At 62.4% G+C, this 12,179-nt stretch carries 12 protein-coding genes; 2 read left to right on the top strand and 10 right to left on the bottom strand.

The features are described from left to right. Positions 1-56 precede the first annotated feature (56 nt). Positions 57-575: an Hcp family type VI secretion system effector gene (locus HG549_RS10955; RefSeq protein WP_011531920.1), complete on the bottom strand. Its 519-nt coding sequence runs from the start codon at positions 573-575 to the stop codon at positions 57-59. 763 nt (positions 576-1,338) lie between these two features. Between HG549_RS10955 and HG549_RS10950 the strand changes: the two genes are divergently transcribed. Next, entirely contained in the window at positions 1,339-1,776 is a 438-nt protein-coding gene (locus HG549_RS10950; RefSeq protein WP_170029512.1) for a DUF3592 domain-containing protein, read from the top strand. A gap of 10 nt (positions 1,777-1,786) precedes the next feature. Further along, the gene (locus HG549_RS10945; RefSeq protein ID WP_170029511.1) at positions 1,787-2,365 is read left to right on the top strand and encodes a hypothetical protein; all 579 of its coding nucleotides are present in this window, start codon (positions 1,787-1,789) and stop codon (positions 2,363-2,365) included. Between the two features lie 513 nt (positions 2,366-2,878). Here HG549_RS10945 and HG549_RS26270 read toward each other — a convergent pair. The 9 genes from HG549_RS26270 to HG549_RS10900 all read right to left on the bottom strand — a co-directional run bounded on the left by HG549_RS26270 (position 2,879) and on the right by HG549_RS10900 (position 12,124). Beyond that, positions 2,879-3,157: a helix-turn-helix domain-containing protein gene (locus tag HG549_RS26270; protein ID WP_170029510.1), complete on the bottom strand. Its 279-nt coding sequence runs from the start codon at positions 3,155-3,157 to the stop codon at positions 2,879-2,881. Between the two features lie 25 nt (positions 3,158-3,182). Continuing rightward, positions 3,183-3,821 (bottom strand): site-2 protease family protein, encoded by a 639-nt coding sequence (locus HG549_RS10935; protein ID WP_170029509.1) that lies wholly within the window; start codon positions 3,819-3,821, stop codon positions 3,183-3,185. Between the two features lie 2 nt (positions 3,822-3,823). Continuing rightward, on the bottom strand, positions 3,824-5,128 hold the full coding sequence (locus tag HG549_RS10930) for a CDP-glycerol glycerophosphotransferase family protein (protein WP_170029508.1): 1,305 nt from the start codon (positions 5,126-5,128) through the stop codon (positions 3,824-3,826). Then, positions 5,125-6,969 (bottom strand): sulfatase-like hydrolase/transferase, encoded by a 1,845-nt coding sequence (locus HG549_RS10925; protein ID WP_170029507.1) that lies wholly within the window; start codon positions 6,967-6,969, stop codon positions 5,125-5,127. The genes HG549_RS10930 and HG549_RS10925 overlap by 4 nt, the downstream gene beginning before the upstream one ends. Further along, positions 6,962-7,654 carry a membrane protein insertase YidC gene (locus tag HG549_RS10920; RefSeq protein WP_170029506.1) on the bottom strand — a complete coding sequence of 231 codons (693 nt, stop codon included), beginning with the start codon at positions 7,652-7,654 and terminating at the stop codon, positions 6,962-6,964. The genes HG549_RS10925 and HG549_RS10920 overlap by 8 nt, the downstream gene beginning before the upstream one ends. A gap of 8 nt (positions 7,655-7,662) precedes the next feature. Next, the gene (locus HG549_RS10915) at positions 7,663-8,448 is read right to left on the bottom strand and encodes an NTP transferase domain-containing protein (RefSeq protein WP_170029505.1); all 786 of its coding nucleotides are present in this window, start codon (positions 8,446-8,448) and stop codon (positions 7,663-7,665) included. Between the two features lie 13 nt (positions 8,449-8,461). Next, a complete protein-coding gene (locus HG549_RS10910) occupies positions 8,462-9,661 on the bottom strand; it encodes a pyridoxal phosphate-dependent aminotransferase (RefSeq protein ID WP_218576026.1) in 1,200 nt (399 codons plus the stop codon). Continuing rightward, positions 9,661-10,617: a phosphoenolpyruvate mutase gene (gene aepX, locus HG549_RS10905; protein WP_256666106.1), complete on the bottom strand. Its 957-nt coding sequence runs from the start codon at positions 10,615-10,617 to the stop codon at positions 9,661-9,663. The genes HG549_RS10910 and aepX overlap by 1 nt, the downstream gene beginning before the upstream one ends. Positions 10,618-10,939: 322 nt before the next feature. After that, the gene (locus tag HG549_RS10900; protein WP_170029504.1) at positions 10,940-12,124 is read right to left on the bottom strand and encodes an MFS transporter; all 1,185 of its coding nucleotides are present in this window, start codon (positions 12,122-12,124) and stop codon (positions 10,940-10,942) included. Positions 12,125-12,179 lie beyond the last annotated feature (55 nt).

Raw genomic sequence — 12,179 nt, 5'->3', positions numbered from 1 at the left:
CGCTCGATCTCATGGGCGATGCAACGCTGGCGTCGATCACCCAGAGACCCCGAGCCTTAGCCGGCGACCGGTGCGCGCCAGTCGTCAGAACCGGAAGTACCGGACACTTCGTGGGTCCAGGTGATCTTGCGGTAGGTGAAATACACGTCTTCCAGGTGGGTGAAGTGGGCGTTGGCCGGGTCCTGGCAGTTGTGCATGTAGTCCTTGATGTCGACGATGATCGCGTCTTCCAGGACGGTGGTGTAGTAGTGCTCCTGGGTGCCCTGGGCCGAGGTGCGGTACCACTTGATCTCGACCTTGGTCATGCGCTCGCCCGAGGTCAGGGCGGCCAGCAGCAGCGGCGAAGCCTTGTCGAAGACCTTGGTGATCTTCACCGGCTTGTGCACGCGCTGACCCGTCGGCTGGCCGGACTGTGGATCACGCGGGATGATCACTTCGTGTTCGAAGCCCTGGACCATGACCTGGTCTTCGTGACCTTCCTGGTAGGTGTTGCCTACCGAGTCGGCGGTGAACGCGCCAGCGGTGATCAGGCCTTGTTTTTCGCCGGTGACGGCCATGTAGGCGGGAGTTGCCATGAGTGATGCTCTCCATGCTTGAGAAAGTCGCCCGGTGGCAGGAAATTGCCAGGCGGGGGACATCTCCTTATACAAGCCCCGTGCCAGGTATTTTTTATCCATATAAATCAATAGATTAAAAACATAACACACTCATTTGGATAGATTTTCAGCGACCTGCTATCCAAAAGTTGCGCAACTTTTTGCGCAGTGCTGGCAAAAAGTTGCGCAGTTGGCTGTACATGGCGGCTACTAAGGCCTGCGAGGAACTATCCACATACTTACCCACATTCAACTGCGCAACTTCTTGCGCAGTTGACTTATGAGTCAAACGGATGGCGGTGGCCAAGCCCCAGGCTGGTCGCAGTGAATCTGCGAACTCCTCACCGACGCATCCCAGCAAAGTTTTCCAGGATCTAAACCAACAAAACCAAGGCACATTCTCGATTGGCGTCTCTAGAGCAGGTAAGCAGTGCTGAGAGGGCTCTCCAGCATCTCACTTCGGACAGTGAGCTTGATTGCCCAATCAGGATGCTTGGCACATGCAGAATCGTCTCTCCCGACTGAAGTAATCGGCTCGTACGGTGAGCAAATGTGAAGTAGCTAGTTAGGGTGGTAATCCGTCTCGCGCCCAGCATCACGCCCCCCCTGCCACTAAAGGAGCCCAGCACGGCGTCACACGTCGATACCCGCCGGTCGCCATGCCCTCTGGCTCTGCACTTGACAGCGCGCGGCAATTTAATTGCAATAGCCGCCGTTTCAAGGACGATGCAAGGAACCTGTCATGGCCAAGACGCCATACTCACCCCGGGGCGACTTGCTCCGCGCCCTGGTTTTCCTTCCCCTGGGCCTGTGCCTGCTCTATCTCACACTTTGGCTGGTTGACGACCGGCTGGGCTTTCTGGCTCAGGCGCAACGCGCCCAAGGCACTGTCAGCGCGCTGAACGCGGGCGGCAGCCATCCCCAAATCGACTTCACCGACGCCACCGGCAAGGTAACCAGCTACCCCGAAAGCGGTTTGATCTTCGGCTACGCGGTAGGCGACCAGGTGGGCGTGCTGTACCGCCCGGAAGCGCCCGCCGCCAGCGCAATCATCGATGACCGGGGTGCGCTATGGGGGGCGAGCCTGCTGGCCGGCCTGTTCGCTCTCGTTTTCACCTCTGGAGGCGGCTACCACTTGGCCGCGTGGATTCGCCGACGCCGAACGGCGCGGCCTGTATAAGGATGTTCAGATGCACATTCCTCTACCCGTCAGCGTCAGCGACTGGCGCTACAAGACCGCCAGCGGAGGCGGCTTGACCGTTGTCTTCGCCGCTGCTGCTGGCGGCGCGCTGACACTGACTGACCCGCAGGGGGTCGACCAACAGTTTCGCTACGGGTCGCTGGGTGTCGGTGTCGGCCTTGGCGCGCGCTTGCCGCGCTTTGGCAAGGTCAATTTGCATGTGCGTGGCAAGAGCGTCGGAGCGGCGGGCGCCAGCGAGGACTTCCCCGCCGTCGGCCGGGTGCTGGTGGCCGACTCGATCGCTGCCCGTGGCCTGGTTCGCGAGGACTTCGAAGGCCCTTGTGTGTTCATTGAAGGCGGGGTCGGACTGGTGGGTGGCGCCAGCGGCTCGGCAATGCTGTTCGGCCTGGACGCCAAGCTGTTGGCGATGACGGCTGCTACGCTGACGCCGATTGGCAATCTGCTTTTGCCGCACGACAGTGCCGTGCGCCTGCTGCGCTCGGCCAAGGGCGTGATCATGTCTGCCGGACTCAACGTCGGGCTACAGGCGGGTGCTGGTGCGACGATTTCCCTCGGCGGGCTGTTCTAGGCGATTGCCGACGGACACCTGTCCAAGCCAGCTCCCACAGGTAAAGCGGTCACTGTAGGAGCGGATTTATCCGCGAAGCAGGCGACACGGTGGATGGCACCGGCTTTGCCGGTGATCGCGGCTGAAGCCGCTCCTACAGGTACGCGTCAAGGGCATGCCTGTTCCCTCAGGGATCGTCCAAGCCTTTTCCCTCGGCGGGCTGTTCTAGGCGATTGCCGACGGACACCTGTCCAAGCCAGCTCCCACAGGTACGGCGGTCATTGTAGGAGCGGATTTATCCGCGAAGCAGGCGACACGGTGGATGGCACCGGCTTTGCCGGTGATCGCGGCTGAAGCCGCGCCTACAGGCACGCGTCAAGGGCATGCCTGTTCCCTCAGGGATCGTCCAAACCTTCCGATGTTTGACAACGCAGTTGCTCCTACAGCAATTTCCCCGCGTCCAGGATTGCGCTGTAGCTGTGGAAACCGCGCTTGCCGGCAATGGGCCGCGAAGCGGCCCCGGCATTGCTCGAATCAACCCGCCAGCGCCAGCGTCCTGGGCACCCCGCCACGCGGCAAGTCTTCCAGGCCAACCACGCCTTTGGCCAAGTAGCGACTGCGCCACTTGAACACCACCGGCGCGGTGACGTTCATGCGCAAGCTGACCTCCTTCGGCGTCATGCCGCTGTCCAGCAGCAGCAGGATCGAGGCCCGAGTGACGCTCCGATAAGGCATCAACCCTGAGCGAGCGATCTTCTGCAGTTGCGCTCGGTCTTCGTCCGACAAAAGAAATTCGAGTGCCTTCCTGGCCATGCAGCCTCCTGGTTCACATCCATAACTAGCCATGCAAAATGTTTCCTGGCAGTAAACTCAACAGCGTGCGGGCCGCCCACAGCAGGTACTGCCCGAGCAGCCCGGTAAACAACAAGCCAGCCACCAGCACCTGCAGGTACGGTTGCAGGCTTTCATGGCGCAACCGCCAGCGTTGCGCGCACAACGCCTGGATGCAGGTAGCCCCATCCAACGGACGTACCGGCAGCAGGTTGACCACGACCAGGAGCACGTTGAGCGAGGCGCTGGTGTCGAGAAACGCCAGCCAGGCGCCTGGCCCGGCAAGCGGGCGTAGCGCCAGGCAGGCCGAGGCCAGCAGCAGGTTGGCCAGCGGCCCGGCCAACGCGGTGCATAGCAGGCCCAGGCGGCTGCTGGCCAATGGCGAGCCAAACGGTACCGCCCTGCCCCAGCCAACCAATGCACCCGGCAGGTGCGCCAGCGTACTCAGGGTAAATGCCGCGCAGGGCACCAGTGCCGTACCCAGCCACGAGCAATGCCGCAGCGGATTGATCGATAGCCGTCCGTTGTCCCGCGCCAGGTGGTCACCGAACAACGTCGCCACCAGCGCATGGGCCGCTTCGTGCGCAGTCACCGCCAGCACCAGCGCCGGCCACAGCATGGCCAGGCTTTCGATCACCCCGGCCATGCTCACTCCGCCTGCCGCGACAGCGCAGCAGCCGACGGCTCGCTGACGCCCTGCCCGATCAGTGGCTCGATAGCCTTCAGGATGGGGCCGACGGCATGGCCGAAGTTGACCACGTACTGCTCACGCAAGTGGCGGATGTTGCGCGGGTAGCGGCTGTCCTCGAGCACCTGTGGCAGGTAATCGGTCAGGCGCGGAATCTGCTCCTCGCTCAGGCGCAGGCCGATGTCATCGAGCACGGTCAGTTCCCACGGATCGTACGGCAGGTCGCTGGCCTCGGTGCCTTCACGCACCGGCTCGATACCGACGGTGATCACCGGGCGTTCGAACAGGAAGGCGTAGTCGAAGATCACCCCCGAAATGTCCGAGACCATCACGTCGCTACGCGCCATGGCGCTGAACGGTGTCGAGGAGAAGTCCCATTGCAGCCGCGGGCCATTGGGGAACAACGCCTGCAACCCCTGGATCAGCTCGGGCTCGGACACCATGCTCTGCGGATGCGGGCGGATGATCAGGTTGATGTCCTGGGCGGTCAGCGCGCTCAGCAACTTGCTGCCGTGCAGACGCAGCAGGCCGTTGCGCCCCCAGGTCGGCGCCAACAGCACGGTCCGGCCGGGGCTGACCAGTTCGGGGGTCTGGTTGCGCAACTGCTCGAGCAGATCGTCGTAGTACAGGCAGCCACCCATGATCAGGTCCTTGGCCGGTAACCCACGCAATTGCTCCAGGTAGCGCAGCGTGCGCTCCTGGTGCGGGCCGTTGATCACCACCGAGTCGAAGTAGTCGAACGAGTAAGGCCGGTTGAACGCCTTGTCGGTCGGTGCGTGGACCAGATGCATGTAGTGGCGCACCCGTTTCGAGCGCTTGAACTGCATGACGTCCAGCCCCGGGGTGGTGGAGATGCACAGGTCGGCGCGCAAGCGCGCCAGCAATGCCCAGGCCTTGTGCCCGCTGCCGATATAGCAGCCGGTTACCTCGCTCCACGCCTGCAGCCCAGGGTCTTCGCTGTCGGAACTCAGGTACAAGGTCCTGATCCTGGCCTTGGCCAGGGCTGCCAGCAGCGGCCGGAAGGTGCCGTAGTACTGCCGGCCTTCGGAATAGATGACCACCGGCCAGGCTTCCTGCACGCTACGCTCGGCGGTGGCGGCAACCCCCTTGCCGCCACCGCCGAAGCGGTAGTAAAGGCCCTTGACCGAATAGAACGCGGTGGTGACCACGCCGGCTATGAGCGAGAACAGCAGGCTGCCGGTGCCCGGGTCGAGGTACAGGCCGATATAGGGAACAGTGACCGCATGGTCCAGCAACCCGGTCATTGCACCTTGCTCCAGTTACCCGGCACCGAGACGTCGTCCTTGACCTGATAGGTACTGAGGATCTTGTAGGAGTCGGCGTTCTGCCCCTGGGGCTGCCACGGGGTCTCATACAGCTGAACCGGCTCGGTGAGCGGCTGGTTGCTGATGTGCTTGCCGGTGGCACGGTCCACGCAGCCGCCGATCACTTCGCAAACGATACCGGGCACGCTGGCATTGGAGATGAATTCGCGGCTCTCCCGTGGCGCCCCGGTGGCCGCGAACGGCTTGATCATCAGCAGGTTCTGGAACTGCGAGTACAACTCCTGCCGCTCGGCATCCGCCATGTCCTTGAGCAATGGGTTGCGCGATGGCCAGCCATGGTCGGACACCAGCACGAACATGGTGTTGTCGTAGATGCCCTGCTGCTTGAACCAGTCCAGGTAACGGGTCACGCCATTCATCGCGCAGTAGAAGGTGTCATAGATTTCCACCGTGTCCTGGCTGTGCAACTGCTCCAGTTCCTGGGCCGAGGTGCCCAACTGCTTGTTCGGCACGCAGCTTTCGTCGAGCTTGAGCACTGCACGGGTGATGTTGTTGGCCATGAAGGTGAAGGTCGGCCCCGGTGCGTTGGTGTCCGAAAGGCCCGGCAGCGCCAGCAGCGAGAAATAGTTCTCGAGGAACTTGTCCTCGCGCTTCCACCAGGACAGCGAGGCGCCCTGCCAGTCGCCGCCGTCGTACACCTGCCCCTTGAGGCTGTTGGGCGCCGCCTTGTACAGCGAAATCGCCAGGTACTGCTTGAGCACGCCCCAAAGGTATTCGGTGTGCTTGGTCGACATGTGCGCGTTGGTCTGCTGACGGCCGACCGTGTCGATGACGTGGATGCAGTCACCGGCGCCGCGGGCAACGAACTTGTTGCAGTCGCCACGGCGGGCGAAGCCGTACCAGAACGGATCGACGTAACGCACCCCGTAGCCCTTGGCGGCGAAGTTGTCCGGATAGAGCATGTAGGCCTGGTCGACCTTCTCTTCCAGGCTGTTTCCCGGGTGTTTGTTGATGTTGGCGGCGGTGTAGTCGAAACCACCGAACACCGCCGGCAGGGCATTGAAGGTACGGTTGCCGGTGGACACCACGTTGGAGTACCAGGTGAAACCGCTCAGGCGCTCTGCCGCCGCCGCGTCATGCGCCAGCAGACGAGGAATGTAACCGGCCATGGAACCGTCGATCATCAGCACGACGATGTTCTTCTCGGTCTTGGAGTACGAGATGGTCTGCTTGCCATCGTTGGCCGGCAGTGGAATCGCCGCGATCTTCGACGCCAGGGTCACACCGCTGAACAGTGCGTAGGCACCGCAGATCAGCACGAACAGGGTCAGCGCCTTGCCGACCTGCTCGGCAAACCGGCGCACCAGCAGCCAGGCGGCCCACAGCGCCGCGCCGGCCACTGCCACGTCGAGCAGCAGCCGCTGGCTGGAAAACGCCATGGCACGGGGCTCGGAGAACCTGAAGTTGTCGATCATCCCGGCGTCCAGCGGCAACAGGAAGCTGTAGACGCCGGCCACGATCAACAGCCACAGGCCGAGCACGCACAGCAGCTCGAGCAGCGCGCGCGGGGCGAACTTGCCGAGCAGCGCCAACAACGCCAGATAGGCGCTCAGGATCACCGCATGGGTGGTCGCGTACAGGCGCAGGTAGCCTTCGAGGCCGGTGGCGTCGTCCTCGAAGCTGGTCAGCGCCAGCGGCACTGCCAGTACCAGCAACAGGTACAGGGCGAGGTATGACAGCACGAACAATTTGAGCGGTTTGTCCGCCTTGGCCGCCGCGCTGGCCGGCAGGGCAAGCGCGGGGCTGGTCGAATTAGGCATTGGAAGTCCTTCGAAGGGTCGAGCTGGAACGGGCCACTCGATACACCAGGTTCTTGATCAGAGAAAAAAGGTTGTTGCAGGTCCAGTACAGGACCAGCCCGGCGGGCGACGGATACAGCAGCACGAAGAACAGCATCGCCACGATCCAGGTCTGCAGACGTTCCTGGGAAGACAGGTCACGGCTGTAGACATGGGCCGCCATCAGGTTGATTACGGTCATGACGATGGGCAGCAGGTTGACCCCGCCAAGCAGGCCATCGGCTGCGCCGAGGTTGGCGATACCCATGAAGTGCTCGTACTGCAGCGGCGGGTAGTCACTGAGCAGGCCATAGGCTGCGATGAACACCGGCACCTGGATCAGCAGCGGTACCAGACCGCGCAAGGCGAACACCGGGTGGTAGTGGTGCAGGCGGTACAGGGCGGCAATCATCATGTGCCGCTCCTGGCCCGTGAAGCAGCGCTTGAACTCCTCCAGCTTGGCCTGCATCGCCGCCCGTGCCGCACGTTCGCGGCCCTGCACCTTCTCGGCGAAGTGGTAGGCCGGCAGCAGCACCAGGTTGAACACCAGGCTCAGCATCAGGATCGCCAGGCCGAAGTCGTGGGTGCGCTGATAGCTGGTCTCCAGCACCCACTGGAAACAGTGGGCGATCGGCAGGATCAGCCAGTCATGCAGAACAGCGAACATGCATCACCTCAGGCGTGGGCCAGCGCCGCGGCGCTGAACAGATCGTTGGCGATATCCAGGTCTTCGGCGGTGTCGACTTCGAACCACTTCTCCTGGCCGACCAGCAGCGCGTCGATGCGGTAACCACTGTCGATCAGGCTGTCCATGGCGTACTCCAGAGGCGCCTTGACGCCCTTTTCGGCTACCGTCTGGCGGATGTGGCGCTGCAGCAGCCCAGCCCCGGCGTAGGTCATCGCGGTGATGTTCACGGTCTTGTACGAGGCCTGCAGGGGGAACCCGGCATCGCGCACGGACTCATGCTTCCAGGCACTCACCCGGCCACCCTCGACCAGCGCGAAAGTACCGCTCAGCTCGCTCGACCACGGCGCCAGCACGGTGGCGAAGGCTTCCTCGCCGAGCCCTTGCAGCGAAGCCAGGGCACGGGTGACCAGCGCATCCTCCACCACCACATCGCCCTCGAACACCACCACATCGTGGCCCTCCGGCACCGCCTCGAGGCACAGGCTCAACGAGTGCACCGAACCTGAACGGGCATAGATCGGGTTGGTCACGAAGGTGCTGTTGAGCTGTGGGTGGTTGCTGCGGATGTAGCTCTCGAGCACATCGCTGAGGTAGCCGACACCGACGATGACGTTGCTGACCTGGTGCGCCTGCAACTGCTCCAGCAGACGGCTGATGATGGTCTTGCCGGCCACCTCGACCAGGCACTTGTTCTTCGCCAGGGTCTGGTCTTCCAGGCGCGAGCCAAGGCCAGCCGCCAGGATGATCACCGAAACAGGGGTATCCTTACTCATTTGCCGATGCTCCTCAATTGAACCGGGCGAAGAATTCACGTAGACGTTGCATACCCGTGGCCACATCAGCGTCGCTCACGGCGTAGGAAATACGGATACCGCTCGGGTCGCCGAAGCCGGCGCCAGACACCACGGCCACCTTGGCCTCGGCGAGGATCAGCTCGACCAGTTCGTCGGTGCTGCGCACCTGTTTGTCGCCATAACTCCGGCCGATGAACCACTGGATATCGGCGAACACATAGAACGCCCCCATCGCCGGCGCTACACGCAGGTGCTCGATACCGGCCAGGGCCTCGTGGAGGACCTGCAGGCGCGCGTCAAGAATCGCATTGGCGGTGGCGATGAAGTCTGCCGAGTCGTCGAGTGCACGGGACACCGCCACCTGTGCCACCACGTTGGGGTTCGAGGTGGTGTGGCCCTGGAGGTTTTCCATGGCCTTGATCACCTGCTCCGGTGCACTGACGTAGCCCAGCCGCCAGCCGGTCAGCGCCATGCTCTTGGAGAACGAATTGACGATGACCGTGCGCTCCTTCAGCTCGGGCATCAGCGTGACGATGCTGTGATGCTCGCCGCCGTTGCGGATCAGCCGTGAATAGCATTCGTCGAAGATGATCCACAGGTCGTGCCGGATGGCCAGTTCACCGATACGTCGCAGGGCTTCGCTGTCGTAGACCGCGCCAGTCGGATTGTTCGGCGTATTGATCAGAATCGCCCGGGTCTGCGGGGTGATGGCGGCAGCGACACGCTCGGCAGTCAGCTGGTAGCCCTCCGGCCGAGTGTCGACCAGCACCGGCTTGCCACCCGCCAGTTCGATCTGGGTCGGGAAGGTTACCCAGTAAGGGATCGGAATGATCACCTCGTCGCCCGGGTTGATCAGCACCATCGCCGCATTGTAGAGCGCCTGCTTGGCGCCTGCGGTCATCCCGACCTCGTTCCAGGCGTAGGCCACGCCCAGTTGCTCGCTGACATGCGCGGCCAGCTGTTGGCGGATCTTCTTCTCGCCGAGGGCGGGCGTGTAGGTGTTGCATTTACCCTTGATCGCCTCGATGGCCGCCTGTTTGAGGCTGTCGAGGGTGTCGAAGTCGAGTTCGCCAGCGGCAAAGTTGATCACCGACTCGCCGCGTTCCTTGAGTTCGTTGGCGATGCCGCGCATGCGCGAAGTGCTCGGCGCAACGACCAGGTCATTGCGCAAGGCCAGAGTTGGGCTGGTCATTATTTGGTACCCGGAATGAGTTCGAGGATTTCCTTGATCGACAGGCAGCGAGGCTCTACTTCGAGCGTACGCCCGGACAACAGAATATTGTCGGCCACCTGTTTCATTGCCATATAGGCGGAGCGCAACATATGGTTGGCATAAATGACGATATTGAACCCTTCTGCCTCGAGCGCCTCGAACGGAATACTCGAATAACTGGTCGGCACACACACCAGCGGTACAGTTGGATGACGCTTGCGGAACGTCCGGGCAAAGGCGAAGATTTCGTCAGGCGTTTCCTGGCGGCTATGAATCATTATCCCATCGGCACCCGCCGCGACATAGGCATCGGCCCGGGTCAGTGCATCGTCAAGACCGGCATCGAGGATAAGGCTTTCTATGCGCGCAATGATCATGAAGTCACTGGAAATTTGCGCACGCTTGCCCATGCGAATCTTGTTGCAGAAGTCTTCGATAGTTTCCTGTTGCTGGAAGACTTCATTACCAAACAACGAGTTCTTCTTCAGGCCAGTCTTGTCTTCGATGATGACCGCCGACACCCCGAGGCGCTCGAGCGAACGGACATCAAACGCAAAGTGCTCGGGCTTGCCACCGGTGTCGCCATCCATGATCAGCGGCTTGCTTGTAACTTCGAAGATATCATTGACATTGGCCAGCCGGTCCTTGATCGCCAGCACTTCGATATCCGGCTTGCCACGCGCGGTAGAGTCGGTCAACGAGCTGGACCAGAAACCGTCATAGACCCGCAGTTGGCCGTCGACCGTTTGCGAGGCATGTTCGGCAAGAATCGCGGATATCGGGTTATGGGCCTCGAGAAAACGCAGGCAACGCTTATCGCTCAGTAAGTTCCTAAGTGAGGCTGCGCGGCGATCTGCAGAAATAAACTTGAAGGCTGCTTGAGTGCTCATTATTTTCCCCCGGCAAAAGTTGGCCATTACACCGAACATGAACATTCGGTGCCCCTATGTATTGACCTCTATTGTTATCGTGCAGCAGACGACACCCCCGACAAGTCGGGAAGTCCTGTTCGTCAACTGCGATGTCCACCAGGCACAGCTGGCGGCCACCTTAAAAAAGCATAGCCACAGGGCAAAAGCAACAAATTATTACAGCCTTATTAACAAGCGATGAATCAGCGGAAACAAACTATGCGCCATCCCACGCACGATTCGTTTACTTATTATTGTGCAGGCGAAGATACCGATTCCATCGGCCAGGCCCAATGTTCATTAGGTTTTCCCGTTATTGTTCAGGCCCGCACGCCTCGAATATGAATTAACGCACTTCCCCTCCGGCAACTTGTTGGTCCGCCGCTGGCGGCTGGACCATTGGCAGGCGCACGGCGGGCCGCTGGGCGCAGGCCAAGGCACTGATCGCCAAGGCCAGCGCAGCCAACGCGTACACCCACACCGGCGCCATCAAGGGCAGCACCACCGCCGCCAACATGGGCCCGATGCCGGCCCCGATATCGCGCCACACCGCATTCGCCGCCAACGCCCGGACACGCTGCTGACCGGGATTACGCTCGGCGACTACTGGCCCCACCAGTGGCAATTGCAACGCACGCAGCACCAACACCAGGCCCCCCCCCGCGACCAGCCAGTGGCAACCGAATGCCACCAGCGCTGCGGCGGTGAGTAGCGCTAACCCGACCAGCATGCGCGTCGCTCCCCAGCGCTGCGCGAGCAGGCCGCCCAGCGGGCTGAGCAGCAGCTCCGACAGGTAGCGAACCGCCAGCAACCCGCCTGCGACCAGCACCGCGTCCGCCCCCAGCAACTGCTGCGCCAACAGCGAGAGGCCGATGATGAACAGGCCATCCAGGGTCAATCCCTCGGTGAATGACCACATCGCCACGCTGTCCGGCCGCCGGAAGCGGCGCTGCGCCTCAGGCAATGGATGCGCCGCAGCGGGCAGTCCCCTGGCCAGCCATGCCCCAAGCAGCGAACTGGCCACCATCGCCAGGAAGATCAGCCGGGGGCCGTGCTCCAGGCTCAGCAGTGCCCCCAGCGGCAACGCCAGCATCGGGCCAACGGCAACCAGCGCGCGCGATCGCCCGCTGCGCCGCGCGGCGCCCGCAGCCTGTGCAGTCGCCATGACCTGGGTCGACAGGTTCAGCGCAGCATAGGCCAGCCCCCAGAGCAGACGTAGCAGCAGCAACGCCCAGAACCCGGAGAGCGTCGCATAGCCCAATGCACACAGGGCGGCGCAGCCGGCCGCCAGCATCGAACTGGGGCGATCCCCCCAGCGGGCATAGCCTTTCATCACGTAGTGGTAGCCGAAGATTCGCACCAGCCGGTTGGCCGCCAGCAAGATCCCGGCTTCACCCAAGGTAATGCCGAACGCCTGGTACTGCATCGGCAGCAACAGGTAGAGCAGGACGTCGCCGGGCAGGCACAAGCTCAGGATCAACGCTGCGCGCAGCGAAGCCCGATCAGCTGAGCAGATGGTGGTGGTACCCATGGACGACGACCAGAAGACAAGTAGAGCGGCGTTCAGAGTGGCGCGAAGCAGCGCC

Source organism: Pseudomonas sp. SK, assembly GCF_012975065.1.
Taxonomy (GTDB): domain Bacteria; phylum Pseudomonadota; class Gammaproteobacteria; order Pseudomonadales; family Pseudomonadaceae; genus Aquipseudomonas; species Aquipseudomonas anuradhapurensis.
Note: the sequence above shows the minus strand (reverse complement) of the source record. Positions and strands in the feature narration are given on the sequence as shown.